The organism is Methylovirgula sp. (assembly GCF_037200945.1).
Lineage (GTDB): Bacteria > Pseudomonadota > Alphaproteobacteria > Rhizobiales > Beijerinckiaceae > Methylovirgula.
The window spans coordinates 1426483-1439144 of record NZ_JBBCGP010000001.1 but is presented as its reverse complement, the minus strand read 5'-3'; the positions used below and the strand labels follow the sequence as shown (position 1 = coordinate 1439144).

Annotated in this window: 12 protein-coding genes, 1 other RNA gene and 1 pseudogene; 5 read left to right on the top strand and 9 right to left on the bottom strand. The window is 57.6% G+C overall.

Features of this window, described 5'->3' with window-relative positions; translation table 11 throughout:
* Nucleotides 1-50 precede the first annotated feature (50 nt).
* The 6 genes and pseudogenes from WDN02_RS07100 to WDN02_RS07075 form a co-directional block, all read right to left on the bottom strand.
* Nucleotides 51-1016 carry a transglutaminase-like cysteine peptidase gene (locus WDN02_RS07100; RefSeq protein ID WP_337292819.1) on the bottom strand — a complete coding sequence of 322 codons (966 nt, stop codon included), beginning with the start codon at nucleotides 1014-1016 and terminating at the stop codon, nucleotides 51-53.
* A 186-nt stretch (nucleotides 1017-1202) separates the two neighbouring features.
* Nucleotides 1203-1310: pseudogene (locus tag WDN02_RS07095) on the bottom strand (thymidylate synthase); the annotation flags it as partial.
* 170 nt (nucleotides 1311-1480) lie between these two features.
* Nucleotides 1481-2200 carry a response regulator transcription factor gene (locus WDN02_RS07090; RefSeq protein WP_337292818.1) on the bottom strand — a complete coding sequence of 240 codons (720 nt, stop codon included), beginning with the start codon at nucleotides 2198-2200 and terminating at the stop codon, nucleotides 1481-1483.
* 639 nt (nucleotides 2201-2839) lie between these two features.
* Entirely contained in the window at nucleotides 2840-3088 is a 249-nt protein-coding gene (locus tag WDN02_RS07085) for a hypothetical protein (protein ID WP_337292817.1), read from the bottom strand.
* Nucleotides 3089-3132: 44 nt separating this feature from the next.
* Nucleotides 3133-3492: a hypothetical protein gene (locus tag WDN02_RS07080; RefSeq protein WP_337292816.1), complete on the bottom strand. Its 360-nt coding sequence runs from the start codon at nucleotides 3490-3492 to the stop codon at nucleotides 3133-3135.
* A gap of 91 nt (nucleotides 3493-3583) precedes the next feature.
* Nucleotides 3584-3943: a hypothetical protein gene (locus tag WDN02_RS07075; protein WP_337292815.1), complete on the bottom strand. Its 360-nt coding sequence runs from the start codon at nucleotides 3941-3943 to the stop codon at nucleotides 3584-3586.
* Between the two features lie 615 nt (nucleotides 3944-4558).
* On the opposite strand from WDN02_RS07075, the gene WDN02_RS07070 reads away from it, so the two are divergent.
* On the top strand, nucleotides 4559-7981 hold the full coding sequence (locus WDN02_RS07070; protein ID WP_337292814.1) for an outer membrane beta-barrel protein: 3423 nt from the start codon (nucleotides 4559-4561) through the stop codon (nucleotides 7979-7981).
* Nucleotides 7982-8036: 55 nt separating this feature from the next.
* On the opposite strand, the gene thyA is transcribed toward WDN02_RS07070, so the two are convergent.
* Both thyA and WDN02_RS07060 read right to left on the bottom strand, forming a co-directional pair.
* Nucleotides 8037-8933 (bottom strand): thymidylate synthase, encoded by an 897-nt coding sequence (thyA, locus tag WDN02_RS07065; RefSeq protein ID WP_337292813.1) that lies wholly within the window; start codon nucleotides 8931-8933, stop codon nucleotides 8037-8039.
* 22 nt (nucleotides 8934-8955) lie between these two features.
* Entirely contained in the window at nucleotides 8956-9729 is a 774-nt protein-coding gene (locus WDN02_RS07060; protein WP_337292812.1) for a type II CAAX endopeptidase family protein, read from the bottom strand.
* Between the two features lie 107 nt (nucleotides 9730-9836).
* Here WDN02_RS07060 and ssrA point away from each other — a divergent pair.
* The 4 genes from ssrA to WDN02_RS07040 all read left to right on the top strand — a co-directional run bounded on the left by ssrA (nucleotide 9837) and on the right by WDN02_RS07040 (nucleotide 11276).
* Nucleotides 9837-10189, top strand: a transfer-messenger RNA (tmRNA) gene (gene ssrA, locus WDN02_RS07055).
* A gap of 22 nt (nucleotides 10190-10211) precedes the next feature.
* The gene (locus WDN02_RS07050) at nucleotides 10212-10865 is read left to right on the top strand and encodes a ClpXP protease specificity-enhancing factor SspB (protein WP_337292811.1); all 654 of its coding nucleotides are present in this window, start codon (nucleotides 10212-10214) and stop codon (nucleotides 10863-10865) included.
* Nucleotides 10862-11059 (top strand): DUF4169 family protein, encoded by a 198-nt coding sequence (locus WDN02_RS07045; protein WP_337292810.1) that lies wholly within the window; start codon nucleotides 10862-10864, stop codon nucleotides 11057-11059. Before WDN02_RS07050 ends, WDN02_RS07045 begins: the two co-directional genes overlap by 4 nt.
* Nucleotides 10971-11276 (top strand): ribbon-helix-helix domain-containing protein, encoded by a 306-nt coding sequence (locus WDN02_RS07040; protein ID WP_337292809.1) that lies wholly within the window; start codon nucleotides 10971-10973, stop codon nucleotides 11274-11276. The genes WDN02_RS07045 and WDN02_RS07040 overlap by 89 nt, the downstream gene beginning before the upstream one ends.
* A 109-nt stretch (nucleotides 11277-11385) precedes the next feature.
* Here WDN02_RS07040 and WDN02_RS07035 read toward each other — a convergent pair whose 3' ends face one another.
* Nucleotides 11386-12462: an FAD-dependent oxidoreductase gene (locus WDN02_RS07035; RefSeq protein ID WP_337292808.1), complete on the bottom strand. Its 1077-nt coding sequence runs from the start codon at nucleotides 12460-12462 to the stop codon at nucleotides 11386-11388.
* Between the last annotated feature and the right edge of the window lie 200 nt (nucleotides 12463-12662).

Here is a 12662-nt window from a genome sequence, read left to right as displayed (position 1 = left end):
TCCTGTTACGCCTCCGCATAGCGGCCCAAGATAAATCGTCCCGCCGCCCATCAATCGGACAGCAGGCTGCTGTCGCCCACGGCAGCATCGGCGACTTGCGATTTGATTTCGAGTTGCGAGACGGCTTGGCTGCGGCGGACGCCGTGAATCCAGCTCCCTATCGTGCTGACGGAATAAAGCGGCTGATAGCGAGCGATCGTCCGATCGTCGCGCACACGGGTCGTTAGATTGTCGAGGACTAGGTTAACGTGCCCGAGGCTGACGCTCAGGATCGCGTGCCCCTCACCATTTTCGAGGTCTTTGACAACGACAATGCGCATGTTCGCATTCGGAACGCCGAGCGCCGCCAGCATCCACATCTTGACCAGGGCGAATTCCTTGCAATCCGCCGAATGGCGACGCGCAACTTCTGCTGGCGACGCCCAATAATCCGGCACGCCATAATTGTCGGTGTCGCTGCGATAACGGATGCCGGCATTCACCTCGGCATTGACGCGCCGCAGGATCTCCACCGGCGAGGCGGTCTTGTCCGAAAAGCTGGCGCGCAGCTGCGCCCAAGTATGCATAAGCGGCGAGCCGCACAACTCACGATCGCCATTGCAGCTTGCACCGAAAAGCTGGCGCGGGGCGATGGGTGCAATCGCGTGCCAGCGCGCCTCGACGGCAAGATGGGATACGGCGATCGATACTGTGCCGAAAATTTGCGGATCTGCGACGGAGGCGAACATCGTTGTGACGGCCGGGCTCTTCGGCTTCGATGGTGCCGCGGCGACGATTCCGGTCAGGGGATAGGTGGCAAAGTCGACGGCGGCGATCTTGAGAGGCGAAGATTGTTGCCGATTTTCACCCTCCGTCGTGAACATTCCGACCGCATTGACCAATCCGATTTCTTCGGCGGCGCGAGCCGGATGGATGCCGCATATCAACATGACGGCGAGGAGGAGCGCAGCGAACGCATTGAAATTGCGTCGGGCGTCCAGCGACGCAACACGGCCGCCCTTTGAAACAATACGCATGACGATTGCGCCTCCGCGCGAAATTACGCGGCCGGTCGCCCAGCCTGCGCAGAGACAATTACGTGCAGGACGTTTAAACCCATTGAAAAAACTGGGATAATTCGATCTGAACCGATTGTATAAAATTCGAACTATTCGTCCGAAGGCGGCACAGACTTGCCAGATTCCAAAGCGCGAAACACGGCTTCAGACTGGTATGTCGGCCTTGATCACAGCGCGAGGATCGCAGTCGTCAACCTCGAAATCCTCGATGCGATAAGTGTCCATGCTGTCGGGTTTACGAATCAGCCGCATCTTCGCGACGCCGCGACGCGCGCCAAAGCTATCTGCGCGCTTGCTCGAGTGGGCGAGACAAAGATGAATTCGCCGCCCTTGTCCTCCGCAGACAGGTCTCCGTGGCGGCGCGTAGGAGCATGAACATCAGAAATTTACGAGCGGCCGCAATTGCGCTCCGGCGATCGCGTTCAATTCCTGGCACACATTGCAGCTTGCGTACGGTTTCGTACTTTCAGCTTCTTCATGATCCGATGCACGTGAACTTTGATCGTACTTTCGCTGATCCCGAGTTCCTGTGCGATGACTTTGTTTGGCCGTCCCTGCCGGACCGCATCCAAAACTGCAATCTCCCTTGGCGTAAGCGCATACATCGAGTCCTGCTTAGACTCTCTACCAAGGGCGCAAACCGAAAATACACAGGTCGGGTAATACGTGCCGCCGGCGATTCCGAGCTTTATCGCTTCGGTCATGACATCAAAGCTAACGCTCGTCGGTATGTAGGCACATACGCCGAGGGAAAACGCCGCGAGAACTTCATCAATATCCTCAGAATCTGCGAGGACGGCAAAGGGCGGGCAGGTACCTAGTTCGCCAAGAAGAGTCTTGGCTACTGCGACCGCGCGACTCGGATGCATGCCTTGTGCGAAAAACATGAGCAGATGATAGGACGCAACGCTTTTCTGCAATGTGTGATCGTTGACATCCGAAAAAGCCACGGTCTCAAAATACCCGCGGTCCGAAAATTCGCGTAACAGGCATTCTTTTAAAAGCGGGCTCACGCCGATCAGGCCAAGCTTCGGCCGTCCGCGAAAGCTTTCTTGAGGCGCCTCAGCGCGATGCGTGGTTTGAGCAAAAGAAGACATGGGACGGGCAAATTCCGTCCGAAATTCATCAGAAGAATAAATCATAACGTCTCGCTACTCCCCAACTAGCAGCTACGTTGCTATAAGGTCACACCCCCGAGAGTCTGAAATGTGCTAGCCCGATTAAATAAGGCAGCTGTATGATAAAAAAGTGTCGATATGAAAGCAGACATCAAATTTCTGCGACCGTGGGATTAACACGAAGCACAAGCTTAAGTCAACCGAGTTTTGCCCCTTGATCGCTGTTCCGACCGCAAAAATTATACGGGAAGAAATCTCGTTGTTGCCCGCGGGCGAATGAACCACACGCAGCATCGCGTCGCATTGCAATATCGCAACGCACGGAAGTGATCCGCCAATTTGTGAGTGGGATGAGTTTCATGAGCTCGCGCGGCTGGAAGTATGAATCGAGACCGAAGTTTCGAACGCTTCGAATAAATCGAACGCCACCCGTTATCGGGTTGGGCGCTATATTCCCGCTTTAACAGGGCGACCGACAACTCATAAACTCGTACGCCCTCGTCACGCAAAATGGCCGGATTGAAACCGATTCAGGCTCTGAACGAACCCGACGCAAGGGACTCCCGGACAATTGACACGAGCTCAAAATCCCCGTCAGGCCGTACTCCGCCTGCGCGCCGGGCCGCTTTCCGATCGTTGGGGCAATCGGGAAGAGACAATATCTCAATTAGAAGAACCGTCGTCGTGATCCTGTTGAATGATAGTAGCGCTGTTCCCGCTGCGGTCATGACGCTGGATGATAGTCAAACCGTTCGATCGTTTCATTTCGATCGTCGCATCACCGTCGCCAGAACCACTTTGGAAAACCGCCGCAGAATTCGTCCCGAGGCCGTCGTTGCCCATAAAAAGCCAAACGGCGGCGACCAGAGTTATCGCAACGGCGAGCAATTCTTTGCGGAATTTGAGCGACATGGCTTGTCTACCTGCGATAGTCGAAGCTCTTGGCCTCAATGGATTCAATAACTGGCTAACAGGCTTTCGATATTGCCGAATTGTATCGTCAGTACATTACTTCTTTGCCCGATTTGCGTGACATGCGCCGCATTGAGGGTTCCGGTCTGCGTGATTGTCGTGCTCGGCTGGTTGCCCACCTGGCCAACAGCGGCAACGTTATGGGTGCTATTTTGAGCGACATTCGAAACGGGCGCTCCCCCAATCTGGACCGCTCCATAAATCGAAACACCTGGGGACGTGAAATTGTACACGACCTGCCCGGCGGGATAAGCAAACGATCCCGCAGCCGAGGCGCTCCCTGCCGTCGATATCGACGCAATTCCAAGAAGCGTAAAGACGCCGATATAGCCCAGCTTTTTCATGTCAACGCTCCCAATGCGCGATATGTCCAACTTCCGGCGTCCGGTAAGGTGCTTGAAGAAGCGCCGCCTGAGGGCGGCGCTTCATGCGGAATTAGTTCTGGGTAATGATGGCGCCGTTGCCGAAGCCGAACTGAAGCGTGGCCGCGTTGTTGTGGTTGAAGGCGCCGCCCTGCTGGATGCCGGACTCGTTGCCGCCGCCGGCCTGGCCGATCAGGGCATTGTTGTGGCTGGCGAAACCACCTTGTTCGACAACGCCGACCTGGCTGAAGCCGAACTGACCGACAAATGCGTTGTTAACATTGAAGGCGCCGGCAAAAGCTGCGCTCGTGGAAAGCGCGACAAAAGCAGAAACGAGAAGAAGCTTTTTCATGGATGTCTCCCAAACGGTGGCTGAAATAGCGCGTTGAAAGTCATTCGCGCTGCCTATGACGCGGCTTTCGATCCACATCATGAAAAAACTATACTTATGTAATGCGGTTTATTTCTACTTATATATTGGTTTATTACGTATTACATCATTTATATAATTTGAGAATTAAGTTTATCTAGGTAAATCTAAAATATATAAGCTTATTAATACTTTTACTTATTCGATGTGCCGCTTTCTCTAAATTCAGCCGCCGGCTAAGCCAAAGTTTATGCGGTCCTGAAATTCGGGTGGGTGCGTCAATCTTTCGGAGAAGGAATGAACCGCACAAAAGCGACGGCCGCTCGGTGCGGGAGACGCAGGTATCCCGGAGATTTCCTGGGAATTAAAAAGCAACGCGGCGCATCAACCCGTCGGGCACGGCCCCCGTATTTCACCCTGAACTGCAGATGACCAGAATCCGGGCACCCAGATCCGATTGGAATTTCAATTTATTACCGCATCGCATCAGGGCAATGCGCACTCCATGTTGCCGACATACTACAATCCTCGTGAAAGAGAGTCGGGAGGAGGATTTCAGCCGCAGAAGCTGTTACGCTTAGTTGTTTTTTGGAAGTTCATTTCACGCTCAAGTAGCGAGGCTGCTGAGTGCAAAAGATTATTTCGCCCGGTGGGCACATAAGCGTTTCGAAGTGCTGTTTGGCGTTAGCCGCGTGGGCGTCAATTGCTGCGCCGGCTTCCGCACAGCAAGCCTCGCGCCCTGTTGCAAACGTCGCCCCCGCCCTTGCGCCGGAGCGGCTGCGCGTGGGTGGTGGCGGGGCAGTTTCAGCCTCGCTCGCGGTCCAGGTTGGCGCACCGCAGACCATTCCACCGGATGCGAAGCGACGTTGGGCTTTTATCAGAAGAGTGGTTATCGGCGGCGATTTTCCTGACCTCCAGGGACGGACTGCGGGGCTGGTGGCGGGCGTTCATGGGCGGCGATTGAATTTGGCCGATGCCTATCAATTTGCTGCTAGCGTGCAGCAAGCCTATGCCGATGCCGGCTATCCCCTCGTCAACGCCGTGCTTCAGCCAAGAGCCTTCGCCCGCGGTGAAATTCAGATCACGATTATCGACGGTTTCATCGAAGGCCTCGATCTCTCCGGTGTTCCGCAAGAGTTGCGCAATATCGTACGAAATCGGCTGGCGGCGCTTGTCGGGCGCAGCCACATCCGCCTTGCAGAGATTCAGCGCCATATTCTCTTGATTGGTGATCTTCCGGGAGTAACCGGCAGTACGCAAACAAGACTCGGCACCGAGCCCGACGGCGTGGTGCTGGTCGTCAGCGCAACGCTCAAGCCGTTCAGTTATTTCTTTGGCGTAGACAATTATTTGCCCAGTAATTACGGGACGTTCCTCTTCTCGACCGGCTTTACGCTCAACAATACATTGGGCTACGGCGAGACAATTCACGCGGACGCATCGTCGACGGATGACTTCGGACAATTCTTCGATGGGCGCGCGAAGTCACAGGCCTTCAGCCTTGGCGGCAACGTGCCAGTCGGGCCGGACGGTTTCACGCTCGGGGCAGGTTACGCGCAATCGCGCGTCGCGCCGACACCGTCGCCGGGAGAATTCTTGCCCACGGCCCCACCATCCGAAGGTCTTCAAGGCACATACCAGCGCGCATCGCTGCGAGCGAATTATCCTTTGTTGTTATCGTCCCAGCAAACAATTCGCGCGCAGCTAGGTTTCGATTTTACAGATAACGTCGGCTATCTCACACCGGCGCCGAATATTGTGACGCCCGCCGGCGAATCCATCTTCGATATCTATCACGACCGATATGAAGATATTCGCGTGGCGGGCGAATGGGATGTCAATTTCCCATGGGCCCTGGGCGGCAAAGCCGTCAGTGCGTTGCTCTATACGCATGGTTTAGGCGGTGTCTCCGGCGACGCCCTCGTGCCGCTTTCTCAGCCAGGTGCGAGCCCGGACTTCAACAAACTCGCAGGCGAAATTCGTATCTCCCAGCCGCTGCCCGAGGGTCTTGTCTTTGCGGGCTTGGGCCGTGCACAAACCGCCTTTGGCAGGCCGCTGATGTCGGCGGAACAGCTACAGCTTGCAGGGCCGGATGTTTTGTCCGGCTTCGGTCTCGGAACGGTTTACGTCGATCGTGGTGGCGTCGCGCGCGGAGAATTGCAACGACCGACTCCACTTCCGTTTCAGGGCGGTGGGGCGATCGCTTCGCCCTATGTCTTCGGCGCCTATGGCGGTGGCCGCCTCGATTCCGACATTCCTGGGTTAAACCCGGCCATTCATGCGCTTTCCTATGGCTTCGGCGTCAGAACCAATGCCAGCATCATCGGCTGGCCATTCAACGAAACGCTCAATCTCGAAGTCGCGCACGTTACATCCAATATGCCTTTCTCGCGCGATGGCTATGTCGGTTCGTTCCTTTATCAAATGACCGACTCGACAAACCCCTTTGTCGCACCGCCTGATCGACTTGAACGCCGATCTGACGGAATGCCGGCAAACTTTGGCGTTTCCGGCTTCTATGCAGGTCTGAATGCCGGCTATGCCATCGATGGCAGCCCAAAAATTTCTTCGACCGGCAGCGTCGTTTCCAACGCTGCCGACGCGCGCTTCTTTGGCAATGGCGCGCCCGTCTCGGCAGCGAACATCACCGGCTCGGCGCCCGCGTTCGGAAACTCGGCGATTGGCGGCGGCCAGGTCGGCTACAATCTCACCAACGACGTTTGGTTGCTCGGTGCGGAAGCCGACATCCAGGGTGTGGGGCAATCCACACTTTCAACGTCGTCGCGCATGGCCAACGCCACGGTTGCCGGCGTGACGGAGACCGCCACGACCGACTTCGACGACCGGAAGAGTCTGGATTGGCTCGGAACGGTCCGCGGCCGCATCGGTATGATGGCGATGCCGCAATTGCTCGCCTATGTGACCGGCGGTCTGGCCTATGGCGGCGTCAGCGCCGACACACGCGCCACGCAGAGCTGGAACGATCCATCTCTTGGACCTTTTGCCGCGACCGCGTCTTCCTCGGTGGCTCTCGGCGACTATTCCGCGACGCGGCTCGGCTGGGTGGCCGGCGCCGGTCTCGAATGGATGTTCGCGCCAGGGCTCAGCGTGAAGGGCGAATATCTTTATTACAATCTCGGTTCGGCGACCTTTACGTCCGGGACACTCACGACTGATGCCCTCGGCTTTACCAATGTCGTAAGCTCCAGTTCTTCCGCGCACTTCGACGGCCATATCATCCGGGTTGGACTGAACTATCATTTCGGTGCAGAGCCAGAACATAGCTTGCCGAATACGAAGGATCCGGTGGACGACGGCCCGGTCTGGACGGGGCTCTATGCCGGATTGAACAGTGGCTATTCATCTGGGTTGAATTCGCACGCCTCCAACGGCGCTGCTGTCGGCTCGACGGCTCTTGATCAACAGCTCAGCACAGAGGGCTTCACGACAAGCCTCGCTCCGGCCGCGGCGGGCGCGATTCCCGGCCGGTCGAATTCGATCCCGAACGGCTTCGCCGGCGGCGCGCAGGTCGGCTACAATCTTCAGCTCAACCGCGGCCTCGTCGGCATCGAAGCCGACATAGACGGCACCGGCGCCAGAGGTCACGGCGGTTATGGGGAGAACGATGTCTTCTCCAATGGCACGCTGGCGAGTACTTTTAGCCTGACCACCCGTGTCGACAATTCCATGGCATTGGACTGGCTCGGTACCTTGCGCGGCCGTTTGGGCCTCTTCCTTCATCCGGACATTCTTGCCTACGCAACCGGCGGCTTGGCCTATGGCGAAACAAGCTCGAGCACCTTCATCGACCAGCAATGGGCCGGCCCAATTCTCGTCGCGCCGAAGACCACGGGTGCAGTGGGCATCGTCAACAAACTTATGGTCGGCTGGGCCGGCGGCGGCGGTCTTGAATGGATGTTTGGCCAGAACATGAGCGTCAAGGCCGAATATCTGCTCTACGACCTCGGCTCCGCGACTTATGCGTCCTCGCCTTCGATCACGAGCATTTTCGGAAAATCGAACTCAGCGCTTCCCACCACAAGCGCGCACTATATGGGCGGGGCCGCGCGCCTCGGCTTCAACTATTACTTCAACCCATAGGTCGCAAACGAGGCCTCGTGACACCGGTTGTGCGTGGGCGATCCAAAGCTGCGTTTCAGACCGCGACGTCGGCTTTGATCGCGGCGTGAGGATCGTAGTCGTCAACCTCGAAATCCTCGATGCGATAATCGTCGATGCTGTCGGGTTTGCGTCGTAATCGCATCTTCGGCCATGGTCGCGGCGTGCGCTCTAATTGGGTGCGCGCCTGCTCGATGTGGTTGAGATAAAGATGCACATCGCCGCCAACCCAAATGAATTCGCCGGGCGTCAGGCCTGTCTGTTGCGCAATCATCAGCAGTAGCGCCGCGCCGCCGGTCCAATTGAACGGGACGCCGAGTAGCAGGTCGCCTGAACGTTGGAACAGTAGGCAGCTCAGCCTGCCATCCTGTGTGCAATAGAATTGATAGACCATATGACACGGCGGCAGCGACATCTGATCGATCTCGGCCACGTTCCAGGCGTGGAACAGCATGCGGCGGCTCGACGGATTTGCCTTGATCGTCTTGATCAGCGCCGCGATCTGGTCGTGCTCCTTTCCCTCCGGCCCGAGCCAGCGCCGCCATTGCTTGCCGTAGACTGGCCCGAGCTCGCCCCAGCGCGCCGCAAAGGCATCGCTATCGATAATTTTCTGCTCGAATTCGGATTGCGAGATCGCGCTGCCCGTTTCTTTGCGATAGCGGTCCAGCGGCCAATCGGTCCAAATGCGGACATTGCTTTTGAGCAGCGGCTGGATATTCGTACCGCCGGTCAGAAACCACAGCATCTCTTTGACCGAGGTCTTCCAATACACGCGCTTCGTGGTGAGGATCGGCACCGTGCCATCGGCAAGATTGAAGCGCGTCAGCGCGCCGAAGATCGAGAGTGTTCCGACGCCGGTCCGATCAACGCGCCGGTCTCCATGTTCAAGGATTTGCTCCAGCAGATCGAGATATTGAGCTTCGGAATGTCGCATCGGTCCGTGTCTTAAAAGGTGGTCAAGTTGAGCTCGCGGCCGCCGACAACACGGCGATCAAATTGTTTGCCGCGTGAAACAGCATCGACGTTCCCGCGCTTCCGGTTCGCTCGCGCAGCGCCGCGAGGATGAGACCGAGCGGAAAAACCGCGAGCGCATAAAGATGCGTCGATTCATAATGCGCCAGCCCGAACAGCAGCGCCGAAATAATCACGGCCGGCCAGCGGCCCCAACTCTGGTGCAGGCTCGTAAAAATCCAGCCGCGAAAATAGGTCTCTTCGACAACCGGCGCGACGATAACCGCAACGATAAAGAGCAGTGCGACGGCCATATGGCCGTGCGGCATTTGAAGCCAGGAATTGGACTGCGGATAGAAGTGGGCGAGTGCGGCACTCGATACCAAATCATAAACCAAACCGATCGCGACGATCACCCACAGGATTTTGTCACGCAGTGGCCAGAGCGGCGCGCACCAGGCGACAAGGCTTCGCCAATCCTGGCCTCCTCGCCAGCGCGCAACCACCAGAATGGACGCCAGCGCTACGACGTAAAAGAAAATCCCGAGCGCCAGCCGCGCGGCACTGAATTGATCGTCGATCTGTAGAGCCGACAGAACGGCCCGGGCTTTTGTCCGCGCATCGCCCATGCCGTGCACAGCAGCGTCGCCGAAATAGACCGCCGCAGCCGCGGCCGCCATGACGATAAGGGTAAGGACGATTGCCGCGACGATGCTCAGGCAGAGCCCAATGATTCCGTACGGCGCGCGCTTGCTTTGCATCTCGGGCGTTGCGTCCATCAGCCTTCAGTCCTTTAGCGCGCCAGCCTCGGCATCGCATTCTTGGGCCGCCCGCGAAAGTCGCCACGCGGTCATATCCCCAAGTCGCGAGGCCGGCCGCTGAGGCGGGACTTTCTAATTATTCCGTCTCTGCCTATATTCAGAACGCTGCCTTGCGCAGATATGGCGATAAACGGCATCGCAATAAGCTCTTCGGACCCGGGGGCGGTACCCGGCGCCTCCACCAAAACTCGTCATCAGGCGAGCTTCGGCGGGGGCGAAATAGGTTCGACGGGGAGTGTAAAGGGTGTTCTTTTGCTCGGCATGGTTCCACCGTCATCGGGCTAATTTTATAGTTGCCAACGACAACTATGCTCCGGTGGCCGTTGCCGCGTAATGCGGTAATGGTACCGATTCAAAGTCCTTAGGGGTAGCACTTTAAGGCGGGGTTCGGAGGCACCTGGCAACAGAAGCCTCCACTTTATCTGGGCCGGGATATTGGAATGGCGTCTGATCTCATCCGCTACGATCTTCTGGTGCAGGAAGCTCTGCGCTCGGTTTTGCGCAAGGTGTTGGCCGACGCGGCCCGCGACGGCCTGCCGGGCAACCACCATTTCGTTATTGTCTTTCGCACCGACGCACCTGGCGTACGGATACCTGCCAAGCTGCGGGAAAAATATCCGCAGGAAATGACCGTCGTCCTTCAGCACGAATTCTGGGATCTGGCGGTCACCGAACAGCATTTCGAGGTGCGCCTGCATTTCGATCGCAAGCCGGAACTGCTGGTGATTCCTTTCACGGCGGTCACCGGCTTCTTCGATCCCTCGGTCGAATTCGGCCTCAAGTTTGAAATGGCGAACGAGGCCCCCACAGCCACGAGCCAGCCCGCGATTGCGCCGCAGGCGCCAGCATTGCGGTCCGTTCCGCCGGAAAAGACCAAGCCCCGCGGCAGCGGCAGCGAACCAGCGGAGATCAATCCGAAACAGGCGGACCTGGGCGAGGCGGCCAAACCATCGCTTGGCAAAGGGTTGGGCAGACCTGAATTGAGCAAGTCCGAATTGGGCAAATCTACAAAGCCCGAACTGGCAAAGTCGGACGACACGCCAGCGGAATCGCCGACGAAGGTCGTGTCCATCGACGCCTTCCGAAAAAAATGAGTGAGATCGTCAATCTGCGCCGCGCTCGTAAGGCCAAGGGCCGCGCCGACGCAGCCCATAAAGCCGCGGGGAACCGGCTGCGGTTCGGGGCACCGAAGGCCGAACGTGAGCGCGCCGCAGCTACGCGCGAGTTGGAGCGCCGGCGCCTTGAGGGCCATCGCCGAGAAAGCGAGCCTGGTTCCGAAGATGCCTGATCGTGACGCGACCGCGATCTCCAAACATTCGCTGACCATCGCCGGTCACCGCACCAGCATCTCGCTCGAACAGGCTTTCTGGGAGAAATTGCGCGCCATCGCCAGTGCGCGCGGTCTGTCGCTGGCGGCACTGATCGGCGAGATCGACGCGGTACGCGGCAAAGCAAATCTCTCGTCCGCCATTCGCGTCTATACTCTAAATTATTCGAGTAGTTAAAACTCTTTGCAAGTCTGCCTATAGACCCGCGCCCAATCTGTTGGGCACCGCGTCGTTATTCATTTGCAACCATAGTAAACGCGACGGCTAACGACCAAAGTAGGCTAGACTACTCATTCAGCGGCTCATGTGGCCAAAGTGAAGCCATGGTATTGACCGCAAGCAAAGCCTCGTTTCGGTCGGGTACGGTGCTGGCATCGCCGAAACCATAATAATCGTTTTGGCCATGCACTTGAAAGACCAGGCCGTCCCGTCGAGGGACGAAGTAGACCCCGTTGAAATCGAGCCCGTAGTGAACGTCCGGCTGCGGAATCGCACGGGCCAGCTGGCCGCGCACTGGCGTGATCGACTGGTCGCCGAACAAAGCACGGGCGCCATAGCCCGTGGCGTTGATTAAAGTCTTTTGGCTCAATCGGCCGAAATCGGCAGGTGTGTGAAATTCATCGACCTCGATCTTACCGCCGTAGGACTGGAAATCCGCAATCAACATCCGCGTATAGTCGGAAAGATTGAACATCATGAACGTATTGCGCCGCAGATAGTGAGCGCCGAACGGGTGACTGCCAGGTGCGAAAACCTCACTTCGCGGGATGAGATCGCCAATGAGTTCGCGTTGAAGATCAGCGAATTTCGGCCGCTTATCACCGGACGCAATGTGGTGAGGCGTGGCATCCGGGTTGTCGGAGACAAAGTAATCATCGATGAATTCAACCGGATCGCCTGGCAGGCCAAGCAAGGTCTGATAGGTTCGGAAAGACTCGCGGGCCATTTTCGCCCACAATTGTTTGAAGGCCGGTGTGGCGTAATCTTCGAAGCAGATTCTCGAATCCGGGGTCCATATCCCGGTGGCCAATGAAGAACGGACGTTCGGCGGCAGGTCCTTGGCATAGATGGTAACTTCGGCACCGGCACGCTGGAGCAGAAGGGCTGACGTGAGCCCCAAAGCGCCACAGCCGATCACTGCGATGTCCCGCTCGCCAGTGGCCATCGCCTTCTGAACGGCGATGGCGCTCGATCCCCACGATAGCGACCATCCGCTACCGCCATGCCCGTAATTGTGAACGACGGTCTTTTGTCCGATCTGCTCAACATCCAGCCGCGGACCCTGCGCGCGGAAGGGACGAGTGCAGACGGTAATATTGGTAATGCGATCAGGACTGGCAAGGATGCGCGCCAATTGCAACATGGGTCCGCGATTAGTCTGAGGCTTGCTGGCGCCACAGCCTCCGAGGGCGCCTGCCGAAAGCACGGCGCCCATTCCAGCAAGTATCTGACGGCGCCCGACCTGTTCCATGCGATAGCTTCGAGCGAGCGCCCGTGTGAGAGACACACAAATTAGCGCGACCCGGACAGTTTGCCGATAAATATTCTCATCGACAAGAGGCC

Bases quoted from the DNA above. Each gene is read 5' to 3' on its own strand.
- WDN02_RS07100 (WP_337292819.1), bottom strand. From the start codon at position 1,016: ATGCGTATTGTTTCAAAGGGCGGCCGTGTTGCGTCGCTGGACGCCCGA.
- WDN02_RS07090 (WP_337292818.1), bottom strand. From the start codon at position 2,200: ATGATTTATTCTTCTGATGAATTTCGGACGGAATTTGCCCGTCCCATG.
- WDN02_RS07085 (WP_337292817.1), bottom strand. From the start codon at position 3,088: ATGTCGCTCAAATTCCGCAAAGAATTGCTCGCCGTTGCGATAACTCTG.
- WDN02_RS07080 (WP_337292816.1), bottom strand. From the start codon at position 3,492: ATGAAAAAGCTGGGCTATATCGGCGTCTTTACGCTTCTTGGAATTGCG.
- WDN02_RS07075 (WP_337292815.1), bottom strand. From the start codon at position 3,943: ATGATGTGGATCGAAAGCCGCGTCATAGGCAGCGCGAATGACTTTCAA.
- thyA (WP_337292813.1), bottom strand. From the start codon at position 8,933: ATGCGACATTCCGAAGCTCAATATCTCGATCTGCTGGAGCAAATCCTT.
- WDN02_RS07060 (WP_337292812.1), bottom strand. From the start codon at position 9,729: ATGGACGCAACGCCCGAGATGCAAAGCAAGCGCGCGCCGTACGGAATC.
- WDN02_RS07050 (WP_337292811.1), top strand. From the start codon at position 10,212: ATGGCGTCTGATCTCATCCGCTACGATCTTCTGGTGCAGGAAGCTCTG.
- WDN02_RS07045 (WP_337292810.1), top strand. From the start codon at position 10,862: ATGAGTGAGATCGTCAATCTGCGCCGCGCTCGTAAGGCCAAGGGCCGC.
- WDN02_RS07035 (WP_337292808.1), bottom strand. From the start codon at position 12,462: ATGTTGCAATTGGCGCGCATCCTTGCCAGTCCTGATCGCATTACCAAT.